The 19,673-nt window shown below is 68.4% G+C and carries 20 protein-coding genes; all 20 read right to left on the reverse strand.

Annotated features, from left to right (window positions below):
• A partial coding sequence (locus tag ACTJI6_RS19065) for a hypothetical protein (protein WP_440802928.1) occupies positions 1-2,062 on the reverse strand: 2,062 nt, incomplete at its 3' end.
• Positions 2,063-2,064: 2 nt separating this feature from the next.
• The gene (locus ACTJI6_RS19070; RefSeq protein ID WP_440802930.1) at positions 2,065-3,513 is read right to left on the reverse strand and encodes a hypothetical protein; all 1,449 of its coding nucleotides are present in this window, start codon (positions 3,511-3,513) and stop codon (positions 2,065-2,067) included.
• A gap of 20 nt (positions 3,514-3,533) precedes the next feature.
• Positions 3,534-4,325, reverse strand: a complete 792-nt coding sequence (locus ACTJI6_RS19075; protein WP_440802931.1) for a hypothetical protein — start codon at positions 4,323-4,325, stop codon at positions 3,534-3,536.
• Position 4,326: 1 nt separating this feature from the next.
• Entirely contained in the window at positions 4,327-4,779 is a 453-nt protein-coding gene (locus ACTJI6_RS19080; RefSeq protein ID WP_440802933.1) for a hypothetical protein, read from the reverse strand.
• 3 nt (positions 4,780-4,782) lie between these two features.
• Complete coding sequence (locus ACTJI6_RS19085; protein WP_440802935.1) at positions 4,783-5,337, reverse strand: hypothetical protein; 555 nt, start codon at positions 5,335-5,337, stop codon at positions 4,783-4,785.
• Between the two features lie 4 nt (positions 5,338-5,341).
• Positions 5,342-6,496, reverse strand: coding sequence for a phage tail tip fiber protein (locus ACTJI6_RS19090; protein WP_440802937.1), 1,155 nt, complete (start codon positions 6,494-6,496; stop codon positions 5,342-5,344).
• A gap of 3,352 nt (positions 6,497-9,848) precedes the next feature.
• Entirely contained in the window at positions 9,849-10,268 is a 420-nt protein-coding gene (locus tag ACTJI6_RS19095) for a DUF6950 family protein (RefSeq protein ID WP_440802940.1), read from the reverse strand.
• The gene (locus ACTJI6_RS19100) at positions 10,256-10,852 is read right to left on the reverse strand and encodes a hypothetical protein (protein WP_440802943.1); all 597 of its coding nucleotides are present in this window, start codon (positions 10,850-10,852) and stop codon (positions 10,256-10,258) included. The genes ACTJI6_RS19095 and ACTJI6_RS19100 overlap by 13 nt, the downstream gene beginning before the upstream one ends.
• Before the next feature lies 1 nt (position 10,853).
• A complete protein-coding gene (locus ACTJI6_RS19105) occupies positions 10,854-11,510 on the reverse strand; it encodes a hypothetical protein (protein ID WP_440802946.1) in 657 nt (218 codons plus the stop codon).
• The gene (locus ACTJI6_RS19110) at positions 11,510-15,208 is read right to left on the reverse strand and encodes a phage tail tip lysozyme (RefSeq protein WP_440802948.1); all 3,699 of its coding nucleotides are present in this window, start codon (positions 15,206-15,208) and stop codon (positions 11,510-11,512) included. Before ACTJI6_RS19110 ends, ACTJI6_RS19105 begins: the two co-directional genes overlap by 1 nt.
• A gap of 5 nt (positions 15,209-15,213) precedes the next feature.
• Complete coding sequence (locus tag ACTJI6_RS19115) at positions 15,214-15,519, reverse strand: DUF1799 domain-containing protein (protein ID WP_440802951.1); 306 nt, start codon at positions 15,517-15,519, stop codon at positions 15,214-15,216.
• Positions 15,520-15,584: 65 nt separating this feature from the next.
• Positions 15,585-15,959, reverse strand: coding sequence for a hypothetical protein (locus tag ACTJI6_RS19120; protein WP_440802952.1), 375 nt, complete (start codon positions 15,957-15,959; stop codon positions 15,585-15,587).
• 11 nt (positions 15,960-15,970) lie between these two features.
• Complete coding sequence (locus tag ACTJI6_RS19125) at positions 15,971-16,894, reverse strand: phage tail tube protein (RefSeq protein ID WP_440802955.1); 924 nt, start codon at positions 16,892-16,894, stop codon at positions 15,971-15,973.
• Positions 16,894-17,046, reverse strand: a complete 153-nt coding sequence (locus ACTJI6_RS19130; RefSeq protein WP_440802956.1) for a hypothetical protein — start codon at positions 17,044-17,046, stop codon at positions 16,894-16,896. Before ACTJI6_RS19130 ends, ACTJI6_RS19125 begins: the two co-directional genes overlap by 1 nt.
• The gene (locus ACTJI6_RS19135) at positions 17,043-17,471 is read right to left on the reverse strand and encodes a phage tail terminator protein (RefSeq protein WP_440802958.1); all 429 of its coding nucleotides are present in this window, start codon (positions 17,469-17,471) and stop codon (positions 17,043-17,045) included. The genes ACTJI6_RS19130 and ACTJI6_RS19135 overlap by 4 nt, the downstream gene beginning before the upstream one ends.
• Before the next feature lie 2 nt (positions 17,472-17,473).
• Positions 17,474-17,905, reverse strand: coding sequence for a gp436 family protein (locus ACTJI6_RS19140; RefSeq protein ID WP_440802960.1), 432 nt, complete (start codon positions 17,903-17,905; stop codon positions 17,474-17,476).
• 2 nt (positions 17,906-17,907) lie between these two features.
• Positions 17,908-18,177, reverse strand: coding sequence for an Acb2/Tad1 domain-containing protein (locus ACTJI6_RS19145; RefSeq protein WP_440802962.1), 270 nt, complete (start codon positions 18,175-18,177; stop codon positions 17,908-17,910).
• A 100-nt stretch (positions 18,178-18,277) separates the two neighbouring features.
• Complete coding sequence (locus ACTJI6_RS19150; RefSeq protein ID WP_440802965.1) at positions 18,278-18,526, reverse strand: hypothetical protein; 249 nt, start codon at positions 18,524-18,526, stop codon at positions 18,278-18,280.
• Between the two features lie 33 nt (positions 18,527-18,559).
• Entirely contained in the window at positions 18,560-18,727 is a 168-nt protein-coding gene (locus tag ACTJI6_RS19155) for a hypothetical protein (protein ID WP_440802968.1), read from the reverse strand.
• Positions 18,724-19,671 carry a major capsid protein gene (locus ACTJI6_RS19160; RefSeq protein WP_440802969.1) on the reverse strand — a complete coding sequence of 316 codons (948 nt, stop codon included), beginning with the start codon at positions 19,669-19,671 and terminating at the stop codon, positions 18,724-18,726. Before ACTJI6_RS19160 ends, ACTJI6_RS19155 begins: the two co-directional genes overlap by 4 nt.
• Positions 19,672-19,673 lie beyond the last annotated feature (2 nt).

The following is a 19,673-nucleotide window of genomic DNA, read 5'->3' on the forward strand; positions in this document are numbered from 1 at the left end:
CCAGGTCCAGGTCGGCGGCCGCGCCGGTCAGCGCCAGGCGCCCGCTGACCACCTCGGCCGACAGCGGCTGCGCGGCGCCGCCGATCCAGATTTGGCCCGCCAGACGGGTGAGGATCGTGCCCGCATCGGTGATCGTCCCTACATCCAGCCGTCCCGAGGTCATCTCCAGGACGCCCCCGCCCAGGGCCAGGGCCGCGACGCTGGCATTGACCGTCCCGAACCGCACGAAATGGCCGTCCAGGTCGGCGCTGTCAGCGACATGGGTGCCGGGCAGGTCTTTCGACGACCAGTTGCGGCGATTGTCCCAGCGGAAGCCGTCGAAATTCGGGTCGGGATAGAAGACCAGGTCCGCAGGCGCCGTGCGGGCGGGGATCGGAGAGCCGAAGCGGCTCTTGGTCCAGCGGATGTCCTCGCGCACGATGTCGCCGATACTGGGGGCAGCGGCCACATGGGCGACATATTCCGGGATGCTGGCCCACTCCTTGCCCAGCCTCTCACCGGCGCGGCGCCAGATCGTCGTCTTGTCCAGGATCGCGGGGGCCAGCCCGCCCACATTGCGGCTGGCCGCGCCCCATTTCCAGACCTGCGTGTCATCCGTCATCTTGGCGCTGGTGGACACCCCGTCGTTCCAGTTCACGGCCTTGTAGGCCTCGGCCGGATCGTCGGGGTTCTTGCCATGGGCGATGATGTTTCCGCCCATCGAGGACAGCGGGCCGTTCACGTCAAAGCCCCAGTCAAGCGCACCTTCCTCGTAGGCGACACGCTTGTAGCCCGCCGAATAAATCACGTTGTCGATCACGTTGTTGAACTGGCCGACGCCGCCGGTACTGTTGACCGCGGCGCCCAGGTTGTTGTCGACCAGCAGGTTGCCCTCAAGATGCAGGCCGGACCGCATCTGCACCCCGCAGGAAGACGACCGCGACAGCAGGTTGTTGCGGATCGTGATGTCGAAGGTATCGGCCGAGAAATACAGCGCGTGCGAATATTTGGACATCGGCATCGGCATGGCGGCGCTGCCGTTGTAGTCGTATCCGTCGGCCCATCCGGCATGGTCGATCAGGCAGGAATCGACCAGAACGCCTTCAGAAAAAGCCATGTAGACGCCGGGCAGGTGGTTGCCGTTGGCCGTCCATCTGTTGTCGCCCGATATCTGTTTCGGCGCGTCATACCAGGGCGCCAGGATCGTGCATTCGTGGAAAGTGCAGTTGATCGTATTCCCCGGATAAGCGGCCAAACCGAAGTCAACGTGGTCAAAGGCAAAGCTGTAGCCATACCATGTCTGCACCTTGTCGCGGGTCGTCCTGACGTCCTGGAGGACCACGAACGGCAGAGACAGGAAGTTGCTGAACAGATTGATGACCGGGTCCGTGCCGGTGCCGAAGGCGCCGATCAGCGCAGGGTGCAGCTCGTCCTCGCCGCACAGTTCGGTCCAGACGAGGGTGCTATAGTCATAACCTCGGTCCAGCCGATAGTGATCCGACCGGCCGGGGTTGCCCTGAATAACACTACGGATCAGGCTGAACAGATCGGCATGGATCGCGGTGGCGGCGGTGCCGCCGTATTGCGGACGGGTCAGCAGCCAGGCGCCGGTGACGGTCGCCTCGGAGACGCCCGCATCGGCCGCGATCTGCGCGCGGGTCAGCGCGGCCGAGGACCGCGACAGATACCATTTCCGGTGGCGCCGACCCGGCTCGCAGACGAACCGGCGGCTGGCATCGAGAGGCAGCTTGTAGTGGCGCCCAGACGGGTGGCCTCGACGGGCGGCGGCGGCGCTGACGGCGATCTCGGCGCGGCGGCTGTCGGGCAGATCGGCGCTGAGGGTCTGGGCATCGAGGATCCCGTGCAGCGCGAGGGATGTCCGACCATCCGACCGGGCAACCGCCCGTCCGGCCGATACGCCGGTCAGGGCGACCTCCAAGACGTTGAGGCGGGCGCCATAGGCCATGTAAGAGACCACCTCGGGCACCACGGCATAGTCAGTGACCGTGAGGGCCGGATCGTCGCCCAGGGCGGCTGTGACGGTCTCTCCAAGCGCGGACGGGAAATGGATGTAACGAGCCATGGTCAGGATCTCCGATAGACGGCTGCGAGGCGGCCAGCATTGCCGCTGACAGTGGGGGTGGCGGACAGGGTGCGCGTGGCCGAGCCGGTCGCTTCGGTGGCGGCGCCGATCCAGAGCTGCCACGGGGACAGACCTGCCCCTGTGGCGAGGGTGCGATCGATGACCTCCGTCACGCCAGCGGTCGCGTCGATGATCCCACCCGCCGCTGTCGGAACTGAGACCAGGAACAGGAGGCAGAAATCATTTGCCTGTGTCGCCACCTGGACTGATACAGGCGTCCCGGCGGTCATCGCAACGCGGAGATTCGAGACCAGCGTCTGCCGCGCCATACCCTTGAGAGCGAAGACTTCGACACCAAGGCCGGGACTGGTGTTGGCGGTATAGGTCGCCCGCAGCACGGCCGCGCCGCCCGCTGGGATGTTTGCCTCCAGCAGATACCCTGTTGCGCTGTTGCTTTGAGGACCAGTTCGGGTGACTTCCTCCAGCGGATATTCAACCCCACCCGCGATGACCGCGAAGGTCGGCGTAAAGTCTCCACGAGTGCTGACGAACAGCACCATGCGCTTGGCCGGGTCGGCAGGCCCAAGGTCGATGTCTGTCAGCCTTTGGGTATTCGTCGCGCCCACCCTGACCTGATCATAAAAACCGACCCGGGTGGCGCCGACCGCCAGGACCGTCCCCGGCACCGCGACAGCAGGCGTGGTGCCCTCGGTCACGCCCGAGGCATCGGAGAGCGCGTAATCCGCGACGATGCTCTGGCCCGCCAAGGCCGAGGTGATCGCCAGGGTGCTGGCGGTGCCCAGGATCGTGTCGCCAGCGCGGTATCTGATCGAGGTGATCTGCACCTGGGGATGCTGGCTCTCCCACGGCCCGAGGTCCAGCACCAGAGACTGCCCCACCGCCGCCGGCGCACCGGACACGGTGCGCAGCACGATGTCGGCCAGCGGCTGCGGCCCGGTCTCCAGGTCCGCCGCGCCCGGCGCATACTCGCCCGCATACCGATCGGGGGCGGAGATCGTCAGCGGGGTCGGACCAGTGCCGCCGTCGATCCGCAGGATGTTTTCCGGGGAGACGATCAGGGTCGCTTCGGGCTGCTCCACATCGACCTCGAATTCGAGCGGTTCACGGCCATCCGCCGTCGCCCTGATCGTCAGACGGTCCACGCCGGCCGGCCCGACGCCGGATCGGATGGACCCGGTCCCTGTCAGGCCTGCCGGGGTGACGGTGTCGGGCACCACGTCGAAGACCACGGTGAAGGGCTGACCCGCGACGATCGGGTTGGGCGAGACGATGGCTGCGATCCGGGGCGCGGTCAGGGTGGTGGTCTCGACCAGGGGTCCGGCAAGGCGCACCTCGATCTCGGTGCCAGGATCGATACCGGTCACCTCGAAGGTGCCGGTTCCGGTTCCGGGGCGGAAATCCCAGAGCGTCGCGCCTTTTTTGCGCACCATGGCGCCTGCGACTTGAGGCATTAGACTGTCTCCACGATAAGGCCGGATTGCGTCGGCCGGATGTTGCGGGTCGGGAAGGATCCGGCATTTGCGACAGCAAAGCCGGTCTGCGTTGGCGTGATGGTGCTGGGATCGTCAGGCACCCGGACCGCGAGGGTCACCGTGGCGCCGGTCGGCGCATATCCCTGTCGCGTGCCCACCACCGAAAATTCCAGGCTGGTCCGGCCCTGAAGCCCGGCAGCCGTGACGATGTCGGCGCCGTCGATCTCCAGCAGGTCGGCATCGGCGCCGGACAGGACGACGGTTGTCGCGTCGGTGCTGATCCGGGCGACGACGGTGCCGATGGGTGCTTCCTCGGACAGGGCCGGGACGACAGGCGTGAGGGTCAGCGTCACCTCGGGCAGGGAAATCACGGCGACGGTGCGGCTGGCGGTCCGGGTGGCGGGCTGGCCCACGCCGTTGCCGGCCGACCAGAGGGCCACATAATCGCCCGCCGCGGCATCCGGGATGCGGTCGCCGGCCAGCTCGTCCATGACAGTGGCACCGTTCCGGGTCAGGCTGACCAGGACAAGCTGCGGGTCCGGGCGGCCGCGGGTGACGGTCGGCGGGACCAGCACCAGGTCGCCATCGACCAGATCGAGCGCCCCACCCGAGAGCGCGGGCGCCACCTGCGGCAGTTCCGAGGGGGGATCGACCAGCAACGGGACGCCCTGGGCGGTATAGACGCGATGCCGCACCCCCCTGAAATAGACCGTGTGTGCGCCGCGAAAGAGATGCGGCGAGGCGCCGGGATGGATCAGATCGACCGCCATCTCAGACGTCCTTCACGAACACGATGTCGGTCGGCCTGCGCTGCGCCTCCGGCATGGCCTGGTATTCGGCCAGGTCGTCGGCGGCGAGGATGCGCGACATGCCTGCGGCCTTGGCCGCCACCTCATTGGCGGCGGTCACCTGCTCGAGATCGTCGAGCAGCATCTCGGCCGTGTTGATCACGAACAGCTTGTCGACCGAGAAGATGCTCATCATGACATTGTCGAAGGCCTCGATTTTCCAGGACGACGAACCGTGCCGGCCTTCGCCGTTAACTAGCAGGTCCAGGCTCCACCTGCCGTCCATGCCGGTGGTCGCATCGATCTTGCGGCCGGCGATCCTGACACCCCCTTCGAAGGCGTCGGACCCGACCATGGTGGCAATGACCTTGCCGCCGACGATGGGGATGTCGTTGATGTCCTTCAGGGTGCCCTTGATGGTGGCCTTGCCAGGCATGTCTTACTCCTCTGTGGGGGCTGTGAGCCCGAAAAGCTGGTCAAGATCCTCGTCCGTCAGGCCCATGGAGGCGGCCAGGGCTGTCAGGATCGGGTTGGTGCGGTCGATCACCGTCGAGGCGGCCCAGCGGACGACGGCCTCGAGCTGCTGCTCGGGGGGCAGCTGGTCGATCAGCGCCTGGATCGATGGCGTGATCTCGCCACGGGCGGCCGGCGCGGCGTCCGAGGCCGGGATGATACCCGCGGTCACAGCGGCAATAACGAGGTTGGCGCGTGTCATCGAGGCGGATGCCCGCCATGCCGCCAGTTCGGCCGCCGGATCGCGCGGCGGGCGCGGATCGGTCCAGAAAGCCCCGTTCCAGACAGCCCAGTCGCCCGGTCGGGGCGGATAGGGCACGAAAGCCGCGCCGTCCCAGTAATGGGTATCGTCCGCCACGCCCTCGGGCAGCAGCACGGCGATCTGCCCCTCGCTTGCCTGGTCTGTCAGCAGGCCCAGCTCGCAGAGGTTGGTCCAAAGGATCGATCCGGTGGCGATCGAGATCACGGCCGCAGGGACCATGGCGTCATTTGAAAGCATTGAAGGCCCCCAGGAAGCGGTTTCTCCAGCCGCCGAAGGTTGTCGGCTCCCAGGTGATTTCCGGTCCGCCCGAACTGTTCTGGGTGTTTTTGCGCCACATCTGGCCGCGCAGCTGGTAGGTGGCCGAGGAGGTGCCGGTCCACAGATCGACCGAGGTGACCGTTTCGCCGTTGTCGATGATGCTGCTGACGCCCCACCAATCGCCAATCCGACGGGTCTCGATCAGGGTGCTGTTGCGATACAGACGCAGGATGCACCGCACGGTCGCCGACTGCGTGGAATACATCGTCGCCCGAAAAAACAGCGGCATCGGATCGGAGCGGCCCTTGGTCAGGGTCAACGATGCGAGAACGGATTCGCCGCCGTTCGATGCAATCTCGCCTGCGGCCATGCTGAACGGGAAAACCGAGGCGGAGTAGGGGCCAAGCTGCAAGCGGCCCACGGTCAGGTCGGCGATCTCGGCGCCATCCATATAGGCGCGGCCGCCGGTGACGATGAACGGCACCGTGCGGGCCGCGCCGACGGTCCGACTGGCCAAGACCGCGAATCGGTCGGCGACGACATAGGCGGCGTTCTGCCCGCTGGTATTAGTCTCCAGATACAGGGCTGCCTGCTGGGACGCCCCCGTGGCGGTCGCCTCGGCGATCAGTGCGATCCGCGTCGAGCCGGATCCGGTACCGGCCGAGGAGGTCATGCGGATCAGGCCGCTGGCGCTGGCGCGATCGGTGCGCGCCTTGGTCTGGGTGATGGCGTCCGACTGCGCGTCCAGGCCGGATTCGGTGGCCGTCACGCGATTGGCCAGGGCGGTGACCGTCGAGGCGTTGGCCTTGGCGCCGAAGCGGCTGGTCAGCGTCGCGTCGAACTGCTGGATGCCGGACGAGATGGCAGCGTCGGTCTGGGTCTTGGTGTAACGATCGCTGATCGCGCTGGCCTGCGATTTGACGCGGCTATCCAGGCTGTTCCAGTTGGCGAGGATGGTTTCCCGGATACCGGCGATGGCGCCGCCGGGATCGGACATCGCGAATTTCAGGTCAGCGATGTCGGCGGCGGCCTGGTGGTCGAAGGCCTGCCGGCGGCGCGCCGACAGGTCTGTGATCCAGGCCGCGGTGGCGCCGTCGACGGCGGAACAGATTTCGATCACCAGGTCGACCGCGCCGGCCGGGGCGGCGATGCCTGTGCGGAAGGCAGACAGCCAGGCGCCTGATCCAGTGCCGGTGACGACGGGATGCGGCGCCCCGATCCCGCCGCCGGCGGCATTGCGGAACACCATCCGCAAGCGTGGCTGGACGCCATCGGCGGCGCGGGCATAGGCCATCGACAGATCGAACACCTCGCCCGGAGCCACCGCCACCGGATCGGTGCGCCGGACCGCAGCCAGCGGCGTGCCGGGCGCGATCCGCAGCGCACGGTCGGCGGGCATCCCGGCCAGATGCCAGGCGCCGGCCTTGTCCTTGGCGACGAGGTCGGCCGGGGTGCCCAGGGCGCCGCCGGGCCAGGAGAGCAGCCCCCGCGCGAAGACACCGTCTCTGACCTTCTCGGCCGCTCCGAACCGGGCGCTGACGGACTGCTCGAGGGTCGCCGCGGACTGCTCCAGATCGGCTACGGCCATTTCCACGGTTTCGATGGCGGCGGCATTCGCGCCGGTCGAGCCTTCCAGCGCGGTGAGACGCAGGGCAGCCGCGGCATCGGCATTTGCGCGGGCGTTGGCCTCGGCAGTGGCTATCGCCTCGTTGGCGATGAAGCGGGCATCGACCTGCGAATTGCGCGTGGCGATTGCACCGGTGGTCGATGCCTGCGCGGCCTCCAGTTCGGCCACCCGCGCCTCGATGGCGCCGTTGACGATCGTCACGTCGATCTTGGTGGCCAGCACCCGCTCGCCCGAGGCCGAGACATGGGCAAGCCGGACCTCGGCCGAGCGGGCCGTGTNACTTGACGCGCCAGACGCCCCCCGCCTCCAGCGTGATCGGGAAGATGACGGCCGGGGTGATCTCGGCCCCGGCCGCGCCGAACCACCGGCATCGGACCTCGATTTGCCGCGCGGCGCTGCCGAGCGCGCCGGCCGAGAACCGGAATTGCACCCGGTCCTGGGCGCTGACCTCGAAGCTCTCTGTCTCCTGGGCCAGGGCGCCGCCGGCGTCGATCGAGGCGGCGGCGGCCGCGGGCATGGTCTTGATCAGGACATCGGTGCTGGCCGCGTCGCGATCCAGGACCGTGCCGGTGCCGCTGCGGGTCCAGTAGGCCAGGCCATCCGCGAAGCTGCCGTTGCGCAGCAGCTGCTCGGAGACCATGGCGGCGGTCAGCTGGTCGATCCGCGCGGCCAGGCCGTCCGTGGCTGTCTGGCGCTCGAGGCTTTCCGTTTGCAGGCCGGTCTCGGCATAGGCCTTGGCGACGGCCAGGTGCTCGAGCGCCTCGGCGCGCAGCGCGGCCGCCTCGGCCGTCAGGTCCGCCCGGACGCCGCCCACCAGCCCGTCGATCCGGTCGATGTCCGCCTCGATCTCGTCCAGGATGGCGTCGATGTCCTCGCCGGTGCCGCCCGCCCATTCTTCCAGGTCGGCGATCCGCTCGAGCACCTCGGCCGGGATGTCCACGGTCTCGCCGGCGACGGCCTGCGTCACCACCGTGCGCCAGGTCGTCCAGGCGGTCTGCCGCGCCTTGATCAGCCGTGCGCGGATGTCATAGGCGGTGCCGGGCAGGATCCCCTCGGCCACCGTGCGGGTGCCGCGCGCGATGTCCTGGGTGCTGCCCTCCAGGATCGCCTCGGTTGTGCCGGAAAGGCGGATTTCCCATCGCAGGCCGTGGGCGACGATCTCGGGATCCCAGACCTGCCGGATGCCGGCGCGGCGGGCGATGCCCGCGGCATCCTTCAGGATCACGGCGGTGGCAACATATCCTGACACCGGCTCGGGGACGGTCGGGGTGGGCGCCGCCGGGCCGGGCGCCGAGGGCAGCTCGAAGTCCGGCCGCCAGCTGTAGTCCAGCGGATCGCGCTCGCGGATCGACATCTGCCGGATGCCGGTGCGGGGATCCTCGAGGATTTCGTGGACCGAGAAGTCCTTCCCGTCATAGCCGTTGCGCTCGCTAGCCCAGTCCATGGTGTCGATCAACTCGACATGGGCGGCATCGGGCGGCAGGCTGATCACATGGCGGCGGAACCGCCGCTCGTCCTCGATCCAGGCGCGCATCAGGCGCTGCACCTGGGCGGGATAGGGCGCGGCGGGCAGCGAGAGATTGGCCATCCGGCGCCCGAAGGCGTCGGCGGCCTCCCAGGCCGTGTTGGTGCGCTGCGGCGCCTCCTTGGGCTCCCAGAAATGCTCGGGGTCCGGGAATTTGGCGCTGACGGCGTTGTAGGTGTCCTGCAGGCCGGGGAAAGGATCCAGCTCCTGGGAGCGGCTGACGATCACGTCGTCGTCCGTGAAGCTGTAGACCGGCAGCGCCGGGGCGCCGGCGACGATCCCCCAGCCATAGCCCAGATCGGCGATGGTCGCAGACGCGGCCTTCAGCAGTTCCTCGATGGCGGCTGCGGGCGGCTGGTCGAGCGCGATCTCCAGCCCCGCGCGATAGGCCGGCTCGGTGCCGCCGCCGGATTTGCTGACAGCCGCATCGCAGCGGTTCATCGCCGCGATCCAGACGGCCTGGGGCAGCCGGCGCAGATCGCCGATGTTGCCGCCATAGACCTCGCCGCCGGGCAGCGCGATCCCGCGCATGATGTTCCAGACCTGAACCACCGGGTTGTGGCTGACGGTCCAGGTCGAGCGGTCGGCCAGGCGCTGCGGCCCGCTGCCCCCGGCGGTGCTGTCCTTGCGGATATCGTAGAGCGGGATGCCGGTCAGCTCGAAGCGATACCGCGGCACCTGCGTCAGCTTTTCTTCGTCGAGGCGAAAGGTCAGGATCGCATAGCAGATCCCGCGGCCGACCATGTCGGGGGTCCAGGGCCGGTCCTCGTGCAGGCCATAGTCCTGGACCAGATAGGGGTCGGCCTCGGTCTGGGTGCCATCATAGAACTTGACCCACACCAGATCCCGGTACTTTTCGCTGGTGACACGATGGCCGAAGCGCGCCCAGCCCTGCTGGCCCGACTGAGGCTCCAGCGTCACCCATTCGTCGCCCAGCATCAGGCGCGACAGCTGCGCGCCAGGCGCGCTGCACAGCTCGATCACATGGGTCAGGTATTTGTTGGACGGGCCTTGGCTGTAAGGGGCGCAGATCGCCTGGCCGGCCGTCGCGTATCGGCCGAGGATGATCGTCTCGGGATTATGCTCGCCCTGGACCGTGGCCGAGATGGTGATGCCGCCGCCCTCGGGCGGATCGGCGGACAGGGCCGAGGTCAGGGCCGACAGCGCCACGGTGGTCAGCAGCTTGACGGTCAGGCTGCCGATGGCTGTGGCGGCAAAGCCGGCGCCAGCCCATGCGCCTGCGACACCGGCCGCGCCCAGCGTGGCGACTGTTCCGCCGAAGCTGAACATCCCTCCGACAAAGGCGAGCGCGGCGGGCATTTATCCGACCTTGAACAGGCGTTGAACGGGGGCCATCGGGGCGAGGCCCAGCCCGCCCGACAGTGACAGGACATAGACCGCCGCGCCCTGGACCACGGCCACGGCATCGCCGTCCTCGGTCGGCACGATGGCGATGTCGCCGTCCAGCGCGGCCGACACGTGCGCCTCGGGCAGCGTGGCGGCGATCAGCGCCACGTGGTCGGCATAGCCCGCCTTGCGCAGGATCCGGCGCCCGCCCGCAAAGGTGGTGTATCGGCCGCGCCAATCAGCCGCGATGTCGATGCCGGTCTGCGCCTCGATCGCGCCTGCGCCGAACAGGCAGCAGTCGTGATGGCCGGGCCGGATCGGCGTCTGCCGGACGGCGCGCAGCCAGGCATGCAGCCGGGGCTGCCAATCGTGCAGGCGTCTCAGCGGCCCCATGGTACCTCCACCGTGCCGGCCAGGGACGAATACTGGCGGAAGGCGTCCTCGTCGTCCCTGCTGCGCAGGCCGGCGTCCGACCGGAACCGCGACAGCGGCCTGGTCAGCGCGCGGGCCTCCGAGGCGATCTCCAGCGCGACCTGGCCCGCCTCGCCCTTGGCGGGGGTGGTCAAGGGCGCCCTGTCGACGAAACCGCGAAGGATCACATGCGGCTCGTCGATCAGGGTCTCGGTGTCAGGGTGGAACAGCGCCCGATGCACCTCGACCGGCGCGTGGCGCGGGTCATAGCCGCGGATCAGCATCTCGACCTCGGGCGCCACCTGGCTGAACGTGATGCGGTGCGTGCGGACCTTGACGCCCGTCTGGCGCCGGATCGGGTCCACCTTCAGGAGGCTGCCGGCGGCGTAATAGAGCCGCACCTGACCGTCGATCGTGAACTCCTGATGATCGGCGCCGGTCCAGAAGCCGATGGTCTCGATGGCGTGTGAGGAGCGGTCCCGCGCGGAAATCCACACCAGCACGTGGCCGATGAACCCGGCGCGGCTGGCGAGATAGGCGGCAGTGGCAGGGCTGAACGTGCGCATCTTACCTCAGGGTCTGCTGGAAGCGGAATCGGACGCCGGTGGTCATCACACCCTTGCGGCGGCCGGGATCGACCGATCCGGGCACCACCACCGCCTTGCAGGCCGCGCGCACAAGGCTGACGGCGGCGCCCGCAGCCCAGCCGGGCCGGACAGCCGGGCTGACCTCGAAAGCGGCCGTCTGGCCGTTGGCTGCGGCTACGGCAGGGCTGGCGATCCGGTGCAGCGCGCGGCGGACCGGGTTGGTGCCGTAGGCAAAGGCCAGGTAATCGTGGCGGCGCAGCGCGTATCCGGCCGGCAATCCTGACAGGCGGACGTCCCTGCTGGTGGACGCCACCGACAGCAACTGCGGGGCGGCGGCGCCCAGCTCGGTCCCTGCGGGATCGAGGCGCGGGGCCGGGCGGCGCACGTCATGGGCCATGAAGCTGGCGCCCGGCCGGCGCAGCACGTCCAACATCGCCATGACCTCGTCGCGCTCGTCCGGCGTCATCTCGCCAAGGCCGATCTCGCCCTGCCACAGGCGCGTGCCCAGGTCGGCGCGCAGGATCTCGCCGCCGCCGGTCTCCGAGGTCTCGATCGCCTCGGGCAAGTCGAAGCTGAAATCCTGGATCGGCAGGATCGCCATGAACTGCCCGTGGGAAAGGGGAAAGGCGTAAGCCATCAGCTGCCCCACCTGTCGTTGATGAGCACGCGCACCCGGTCGGGCACCGCATGGCGGTCATAGGTCTCGATGGCCTGTGCGATGGCCTGGTGGACGCCCGCCTGGAGCTGGGCATCGCCGGTGCCGCTGACGTTGATGTGGAAGACCACCGGCTCGCGCGCGCCTTGCGGGGCGGCGGAGGCATTGGCCGGGACGGCCATCGGCGGGGCGCCGCGGCTGGTGACATGGCCGCCCGACAGATAGCCGCGCATGGTGCCCCGCCGAATGGCCTCCAGGTTGGCCACGCCGATCCGGCGGGTGGCGGCCGCGTCGAACACGAATTCGTTGGCGTGGACCAGGCCAGCGACATCGGTGTCGGCCCCCGGTCCGGTCCAGCTGCCGGTCTGGAACCCCGGAATGCCGATCATCCGACCGAGGTCGGTCAAGAGGCCCGCGCCCAGCAGGCCACCGATGCCGTGCGAGGCTCCGGCCTGACCGATCGCCCCCGCCAGGCCCGACCCGAAGGACTGCAGGCCCGTGCCCAGCTGCGCCGCCCCGGTGCCCAGCTGGCCCAGTTGCTGCTGCGCGGTGATCGTGGCGCCTTCGAACTGGCCCATCGCCGCCTCGGCCGCAGCTAGGCGCGTCCCCCAGCTGTCAGCGATTGCCTTGTCGGAAGGACGCTCGAAGCCGCGCATGAAGGCGTCCGTCGCCCCACGCACATCGGTCGAAGCCATGAGCCGCTGATAGGCCGCGTTTTCCGAGGTCATCAGCTCGTGCCAGACGAATTCCAGCTGCTTTTGGACATCGCCCAGGTTCTGCTGGCCGCCAATGAAATCGAACAGCTTGAAGCGGCGGTCGTTGTGCTGGAACAGGCCAAAAGCGTCCCCGCCATCACCCATGGCCAGCGGATTGAAGCTGCTTTCACCGGCCACATTGCCCATGATCCCGGCGATCTGATGCGGCGCCAGGCCCTTGGCGGCAAAGAAGGCCCAGACCTGCGCCTGGACATCGGCCGACCCAGGCAAGGTGCCGCCGAAGGGCTGGACCGGGGCGATGGGCATGTTAGCCGCGCCCAGGCCTGCCAGGTTTCCTGACAGGATGACATTGGCCGCGTTGACCGACATCGACTGCCCCGGCATGGTCGCGGCCGCGATCGTCGCCGCCTCGTCCAGGGGCTGCTTGCCCGACATCCGGCCCCAGATGCCGCCCCATCCGCCAACGTCTTCCCAGGTGCCGAGATTGGTGCCCAGCAGCATGTTCTTCAGCGGATTTGCGACAGCCAGGTCGAAAAAGCCCTTCTCGATCTCGCCGATCATCTCCTTGAAGGCACCGCCGACATCGCCCCCGCGCAGCTTGTCCAGGACACCGTCGATCGCGCCTTCGCCCGCCGCCTGCACCCGGCGCCAGGCGTCCACCTGGGCGTCCAGCTGCTGGGCCATCTCGGCCTGCGCGCGGGCCGTCTCGCGGATCGCGTCCGCCGCCTCGCCCGAGGCGCCCAGCCGGGTGATCTCCTGTTCGGCCTGGACCAGGGCCAGGATGCGGGCGCGGACGGCGGCCGACTGCCCGATCAGCGCGATTTCCAGCTGCTGCGCCTGGATGCCCTCGGCCTGGCCGCGCAAGAAATCCGTCTGCGCCCGGTCGGCCTCGCGGATGGCGCGGGCGCGGGCCTGGGCGGCAGCCTGGGCCGCGATGGTGGCGTCGCCGCTGGCGGCGATCTCCTGGGCATAGGCCCGCTCGGCCTCGATGTCGGCGCGGATATAGGGATTGCGCGCCTCGGCCGCGCGGGCGTCATAGCCGTCCATCTGCGCCTGGACGGCCAGGTCGCGCAGCGCGCGCTGCCGGGACAGCGCGATCTCGGCCTCGGCCTGGGCGATGGCCTTGGTCCGGGCCTCCTCGGCCTCGAGCGCGCTCAGCTTGCGGTCGCGTATCTCCAGCTCGGCCTCGGCCAGAGCGTTGATGCGGGCCTGCTCGGCGGCGCTCATGCCGATCAGGGCGATCTCGCGCTGCACCGCCGCCAGTTGGTCATCCTGGGCAACGAACCATTCGCGGCGGGCCTCGGCCGCGGCCTTCTCGCGGTAATACTGGATTTCGGTCAGACCATTCAGAACGCGCTTTGCCTCGGCGCTGTCGAGGTCGACCTTCAGGCCCTCGAGCTTGGCAATGGCCGCTTCGCGCTCGTGGCGCGCCTGGATGGCCCGCATCTCGGCGCTGTCTTCGCCGTAGAGCAGGCTGGTGCGCTCGAGCTGGATCTGTTTCTCGAGGCTGACGCGCATCGCCTCGGCCTGGGCGATACCAGCGGCGTTTTCGTCCAGCCCCTTGATGCGCTGGAGGTCAGCCAGCGCCTGGCCAATCTTGCCGAGCCATGCGTCTTCTTCCTTCGAGAGCCCGCCGAAGGCCTCGGCGGCGGTAGTCACCGCGTCGAAAAGGGTTTCGACCGCAGCGATCTGGGCCTCGATGTCGTCGGTCTTTCCCGCAGCGATCACTCCGTCCATGGCGGTATTGACGGCGAAGCTGAGCGGACTGCCGCTTTCGCTGATCCGCCCGGACGTCAGCCAGCTTGCTTCGCCAAACAGGCGTTGCAGGCTACCAAACTGGTCTGACTCGCTTCGCAGCCCTAACATGGAACCGCCGCCAAGTTCGTTGACCAGGCTGGACATTGTAGCCTGTGCGCTGCGGCCTGCTGTCCGCCGCTCGATCTCGGCCAGTACGTCCAGAAGCTTCTGGGCATCTTCCGTGGTCGAGCCGAATTCGCCGGCCAGATCGGCGAAACCGCGGCGGGCGTTTGCATTGACGTCCTTCAGCCGTCCGACGCTGTCCTCCAGGTCGGCCATGGCCTCCTCAAGGGACTTGGTTTCACCGCCCAGCTTCATGAGCCATTGAATTCCGACCGCGCCAAAGGTCGTGAGGGCGATCGTGGCCAGCGTCGTCGGGCTGATCAGCGACATGAAGCCCTGGGCGATGCCGGTCAGGGCGGCCTTGCCGCCGCCCATCTGCGTCGCGACCTGGGCCAACTGGGAACCCTGTTGCAGGCCGATCATCAGCGGATGCATCCCCATCGCCGCCGTCACGCCGATGTCGAAGCCCTGGGCGGCAACGTTGGACGTATACATGCTGCTGATGCCGCCGGCGCCGGGCGCCAGTTGTCCTGCCGGACCCAGCTGCGCCGCTGCCGCCTGGCGCGCCGCCGCCGCCTCGCGGGCGTTGATCGCGCCCAACCGCTCGGCTTCGGCGATCCGGTCCAGCTGTTGCTCATACTGCCGGGACGCTGCGAACAGCGGGTTGTAGGACGCGCGGATGTCATCGAGCGCCGCCTGATAGGTGGCCGCGGATCGGGCGGCTTCCAGCATGTCCTTGGCCTGCGATCCGACCGTGGCACCCAGCCCGGCGACACTGGCGCGCATCGAGTCGGCGGCGGTCTCGGCCGCGCGAAACGCCGCGACCATCGGCGCGGGCGATACCGGATTGGCGAGGACCAGCAGCGGCGAGGACGCTGGTTTTGCCGCAGCCCGCTTTTCGGCGGCGGCCAGGTCGTCATGGGCTAGTGCCGCCTTGGCGGCGGCGGCAAGCGCGTCCAGGTCCGCCGCACCCTTCTTGGCCGCGGCGCCGGTCTTGGTGGCCTCGGTCCCGACGGCGCGCATGGTGCCGCTCAGATCGGTCACGCCCGCCTTGGCGCCGGCCGTGTCGGCCGTGAACACCATCGCGATCTTGAAGGGCGTCACCGCATTCACCTTGCCGTCTCCCACAACACGTCGAGGGCCGCCCCCTCCATCACCATCAGGTCCGCGAACACCGTGTCCGCGTCCTCGAACCGCCCACGGCGCAGGACCACGTCCACCGCCGGATAATCGAGGCCGAGCCACTGGATGCCGGCCGGGCCTGTGGCGATCCGCCACTGAGTCTCGCAGGCCACCCAGGCCGCGATCGCATCCGCATTGGCCAGCAGCACCTCGAAGCCGTCAGCGGCTGGCGGTGCCTGGACCTCGACCACGGCGCCCATCCGGGCGAACTGCGCGGCCAGCTCGTCGTCCATCTGGACCGGCGTCCGGTCATCGGCCCGTCCCTGCCGCGCGAGCGCCCAGGCCCGCGCGGCAGCCTTCAGTTTCCCAGGCGCGCCGCTTCGCCGTTCTGGCTCTCGGCCAGGGCCTTGTTGATGCCCGCGCGGAACCAGGCGTGCTGAAGCGCCTGCCGCAGCATGGCGGGCGTGAAGGGCACGAGCTTGCCGTCCTCGTCCTCGACCCCGTCCCAGTCCTTGACCACGCGCTCCATGCTGGCGGCACCGTGCTCGCTGACGGCGCGCACGGTTTTCAGCTTCGCGCTTTCTTCCTGGACGGCGATCACTTCGTCCTGGGGCAGCGGCTCCAGCAGCACGCGCAGCTCCTGTGTCAGGATCGTGCCCGGCTGGTCCGGGTCCGGCATCTGCACCGTGACGGGCCACCAGTAACGATAGGTCTTTGCCAGCTTGAACTTCATGGGTCAGCCCTTCAGCGCGCGATGATGACCAGCTCGTCCCGCCCGATGACCGGCACCAGGGACAGAGGCAGGCTGTAATTCAGGATCCCGTCGGTCTGGCCCTGGGCGATCTTGCCGATCTCGACCGCGGGCGCGGTGATTTCGACGACGTTGCCGGCGGTCTTGCCGTGGATGATCGACAGCGCGCCGCGCGCCCGCGTCAGCGCCACGTCGAACCAGTCGATCGTGGCCAGGCTGGTGGCCTCGACCACGGCCGTGCCCGAGACCCGGCGATCCGAGATGATCACGGATTCGGACCCGATGAGGAAGCGCGGCGTCACCGTGTTGCCCAAGTCGATCGACAGGCTTTCGGCCACGGCCGACCAGCCATGCAGGGTCATCGTGGTGGCGGCCGAGGACGCCTCGACCGGCGTCTGCCAGCCAGTCATCGCCACCGGCGTCAGCGCTTGGTCGGTGATCGTGCCCAGGAGGCCGGTCATCACGAAGCGGAAGACCGGGATGCCCTTCGGGGCGAAGGACAGCGAGAAGGTGCCCCGGCAGCCCAACATCACATGGCGGGTGCCGTCGATCTCGAAATGGATCGTGGAGCTTTCCTGGCCGGCCTCGACGATGTTGTAGGTGGCGCTGGTGGTGGCCAACAGCGTTTCGGCAAAGCCGCAGGCCCGCATCAGCGACGCCCATTTCGGCGCGGTGCCGGCGGTGCCGGACCCGGCGACCTCGACCTCGAATTCCAGGCGCGCGTGCTTGCCGGTCAGGATCACGCCCTGGTTGCCCATGTAGGGCAGCAGCAGGTCGCGGCTGACCTCCTCGGCCTCGATCGGCGTGAAGGCGACGTTCTTGCCGATGATGGCCTCGAGAGCGGTCGGGGCGGCGCTGACGCCATAGGTCGCCTCAACCTTGTGCAGGATGGCGAGCTTGCGGAAAATACGGGCCATTAATTACCTGCCTTTGGTCTGGTGGGAGTGGATCTGGTGGGGGTTTCGGGCTGAGGTTCGGGTTCAGACACGGGGCCGTCCGGCTGGCGGACCAGGGCGCCGGTCAGCATGTCACGGGTATAGCTGCCGCCGGTGGTGGGCAGGTTGGTCATGCGGATGCTCTTGTCAGGAAACGGGCGGTCGCCCAGGTCTGGACGTAGATGCTGACACCCTTGCTCACCGGGCTGCTCTCGCCGCCGACAAGCTCGCAGGGCTGGGCAAAGCCCGCAGGCTCCCATCCGGCCAGGGCAGTCTCGATGTCGGATTTCAGGGTGTCGAACTGGACGGCGCGATCGGCGCCCAGCATGTGGTCATAGGCGCGCACTACCATGCCCACGGCAAACTGCGTGGTGACCAGTTGGCGGGTACCGCCTGACAGCAGCGTCTGGCTGGTGGCGCGTTCGTTCCAGGGCATGACCAGGGCGGTGCCGGTCTCGACCTGGCCGGCGCGGTCGCCGAAGGTGTCGATGTCCTCGCAGATTTCCACGGCATTCCAGCGGCTGGACGGCAGCTGCGCGGTCAGGCGGGCATGGATCATTTTCAGCATCCGCGCCATCCCCGAAGCTTCCGGTCGGTGAATACCGGGGCGGGATGCTGGGCCATGGTCACGCCGGCGACACTGGTCGGGGCGGGTTCGTCCTCGGCGACCGGCAGGGCGATCGCGCCCCGCGCCACGTCCTTCAGGGCGGCAACCGCATCCTTGTAATCGCGATCGACATGTTCGGGCGCGCCGTTGCGGTGCAGGACATAGCGTGCGATCGACACTGCCCAGGTGCGGACCAGGGCCGGCACCGACGGCAGGGGCGTTGCGTATTTCGCGGCGACATAGCCGTTGATCAGGTTGTCGGCATCCTGCAGGGCCGCGTCGATCACGGCGGCATCCGGCACAGCGTCGCGGTCGCGGTCGGCGATCTGACGGATTTCGTCGTCGCCGGCGCGGTCGATCAGGTCGGAGAGGCTGGCATAGGTCATGGTCAGGACTGAAGTTCGGCCACAACTTCTACCAATTCAGCAAGGATGGCCTCGAGCGGCTGCTCGAGGATTGCCTTCTGGAGGCACATCACACCCTTCTCGAGATCGGTAATGCCGATGGCGAGCCAGCGCTGATCGACATCGGCGCGGCCCCGGAAGCGGCTGGCGAAGTCCAGGAGGTTCTGTTGGAGCGTTTTCAGCTCCTCGGCCACTTCCTGTGCTTCATCCATGGAAAGCGGGGCTTGATCGGCGAGGGTTTCGGCGGGGTTCATGATGATCCTGTCCTGTGATCGGGTGGCCGAGGCGATGACAGCCGCCTCGGCCGAGGCGCGGGGGAGGAGAGGAGCCGCGCAGAAAGGGCTGAGGAGGAGGTCAGCCCTTCTTTGCCGCGGCGCCCTTCTGCGGGGCATCTGCGGCGGGAGGATCCTGGGGCGCGGCAGCCGCTGCGGCCTTCAGGTCGGCGATCTCGGCCTCAAGCTCCATGATGCGGGCCTGCTGGCTGCGGTTTTCCGCCTCGACATCATGGAGGCGGCTGCGGGCGGCATCGCGGTCGGCGATGATCTCGGCCGTAGCGCCATCGACGGCTGCCTGGACAGCCGCGTCGGCCAGGATCTTGGCCATGGCCGTCACCTCCTGGTCGAAGGTAGGCGCGCCCTAGACCAGTTCCGCGATGGCGCCATCCACCGGCGCGATCGCCTGGGCGGCCTCGAGCTGCCCGGCCGTCACCAGATCGACGTCGACCGGCTGCCCCGGAGCGCGCCAGCAGCCGTCGATCTTGGCTCGCGAGGCCAGGCGGACCCTGATCTTGTCCTGGCCGCTCATTCCTTGCCGGCGTCCTGAAACAGGAAGCCCCCCTCGGCACCGGTCAGATAGGTCCGGCGTTCAGCCTTGGTGGGATAGATCCAGCTGTCGTTCGACCGGACGAAATACGGCACCTCGACTTGGGGATACCCGCTCAGCTCGTAGGTATAGCCGTAGGACGGCACCTGGTAGTTGTCCCCGCTGGCCGGGACATAGGCTAGGATGGCGTCGTCGCCCCACACATCCTGGGCCAGGTCGTTGTCGCCGGCGGTCTCGGGCAGGTAGACCGCCTTGCCGACGATCACCCGCTCGACATCGAAATACGCGGCCAGCATGGCCGTGGTGACCGAGGCCGAGGAGGTGTACTTGAACTGCTCCTTGATTTTCGGATGACGGCGCAGCGCGTTGGCCGCAGAAGCCCCGAGGGTCAGGGTGTTCGGATAGCGCCCGATCTTGCGGCGGATGGTTTCCCTGGCCACGTCGACGTCCGCTGCCGGGTCGCTGTTCGGATCGGTCCAGCGGTCAGAGCCGGTCAGCGCAGCCCGGTTGGTGGGTGCGTAATTGCCCGGCGTGCGGGCCAGCTGCGCCGCCTCGTGCTCGTGGCCCAGATCGATCACGTCCAGGACCATGTTGACCGCACCGCGGCCCAGGTCGATGCCAGGGATCGACGCCGCTTCTTCCTGGTGCTCGACAGGCACCACGCCCTCCAAGGCGTCCTGGACCAGCGAAACGGAATCCGAGGCATAGCCGTACTGGACGCGCTTCTTCTCGGCGCCCGGCGCGCGTCTGGTGTTCAGCATGCGGAAGGCTTCCTTGCCGAAGCGGATCACCCGCATCGAGCGGTTCGGAATGCTGACACGCGGGAACAGCAGATGGCCGATGAATTCCAGGTTTCGATAGCCGCGGGCATGCGTGGACAGGATGGGATCGATGACGGCGGCGGTGCGGGTATTCAGGGGTGCCATGG

It is taken from the genome of Paracoccus sp. 22332 (assembly GCF_052045125.1).
In the GTDB taxonomy this organism is placed as follows: Bacteria; Pseudomonadota; Alphaproteobacteria; order Rhodobacterales; family Rhodobacteraceae; genus Paracoccus; species Paracoccus haematequi_A.

Excerpts from the sequence above, each read along its gene's own strand:
- ACTJI6_RS19135 (WP_440802958.1), bottom strand. The coding sequence starts at position 17,471 with ATGATCCATGCCCGCCTGACCGCGCAGCTGCCGTCCAGCCGCTGGAAT.
- ACTJI6_RS19075 (WP_440802931.1), bottom strand. The coding sequence starts at position 4,325 with ATGGCGGTCGATCTGATCCATCCCGGCGCCTCGCCGCATCTCTTTCGC.
- ACTJI6_RS19095 (WP_440802940.1), bottom strand. The coding sequence starts at position 10,268 with ATGGGGCCGCTGAGACGCCTGCACGATTGGCAGCCCCGGCTGCATGCC.
- ACTJI6_RS19070 (WP_440802930.1), bottom strand. The coding sequence starts at position 3,513 with ATGGTGCGCAAAAAAGGCGCGACGCTCTGGGATTTCCGCCCCGGAACC.
- ACTJI6_RS19080 (WP_440802933.1), bottom strand. The coding sequence starts at position 4,779 with ATGCCTGGCAAGGCCACCATCAAGGGCACCCTGAAGGACATCAACGAC.
- ACTJI6_RS19115 (WP_440802951.1), bottom strand. The coding sequence starts at position 15,519 with ATGGACGACGAGCTGGCCGCGCAGTTCGCCCGGATGGGCGCCGTGGTC.
- ACTJI6_RS19130 (WP_440802956.1), bottom strand. The coding sequence starts at position 17,046 with ATGACCAACCTGCCCACCACCGGCGGCAGCTATACCCGTGACATGCTG.
- ACTJI6_RS19160 (WP_440802969.1), bottom strand. The coding sequence starts at position 19,671 with ATGGCACCCCTGAATACCCGCACCGCCGCCGTCATCGATCCCATCCTG.
- ACTJI6_RS19125 (WP_440802955.1), bottom strand. The coding sequence starts at position 16,894 with ATGGCCCGTATTTTCCGCAAGCTCGCCATCCTGCACAAGGTTGAGGCG.
- ACTJI6_RS19150 (WP_440802965.1), bottom strand. The coding sequence starts at position 18,526 with ATGGCCAAGATCCTGGCCGACGCGGCTGTCCAGGCAGCCGTCGATGGC.
- ACTJI6_RS19155 (WP_440802968.1), bottom strand. The coding sequence starts at position 18,727 with ATGAGCGGCCAGGACAAGATCAGGGTCCGCCTGGCCTCGCGAGCCAAG.
- ACTJI6_RS19120 (WP_440802952.1), bottom strand. The coding sequence starts at position 15,959 with ATGAAGTTCAAGCTGGCAAAGACCTATCGTTACTGGTGGCCCGTCACG.
- ACTJI6_RS19100 (WP_440802943.1), bottom strand. The coding sequence starts at position 10,852 with ATGCGCACGTTCAGCCCTGCCACTGCCGCCTATCTCGCCAGCCGCGCC.
- ACTJI6_RS19145 (WP_440802962.1), bottom strand. The coding sequence starts at position 18,177 with ATGAACCCCGCCGAAACCCTCGCCGATCAAGCCCCGCTTTCCATGGAT.
- ACTJI6_RS19085 (WP_440802935.1), bottom strand. The coding sequence starts at position 5,337 with ATGGTCCCTGCGGCCGTGATCTCGATCGCCACCGGATCGATCCTTTGG.
- ACTJI6_RS19140 (WP_440802960.1), bottom strand. The coding sequence starts at position 17,905 with ATGACCTATGCCAGCCTCTCCGACCTGATCGACCGCGCCGGCGACGAC.
- ACTJI6_RS19105 (WP_440802946.1), bottom strand. The coding sequence starts at position 11,510 with ATGGCTTACGCCTTTCCCCTTTCCCACGGGCAGTTCATGGCGATCCTG.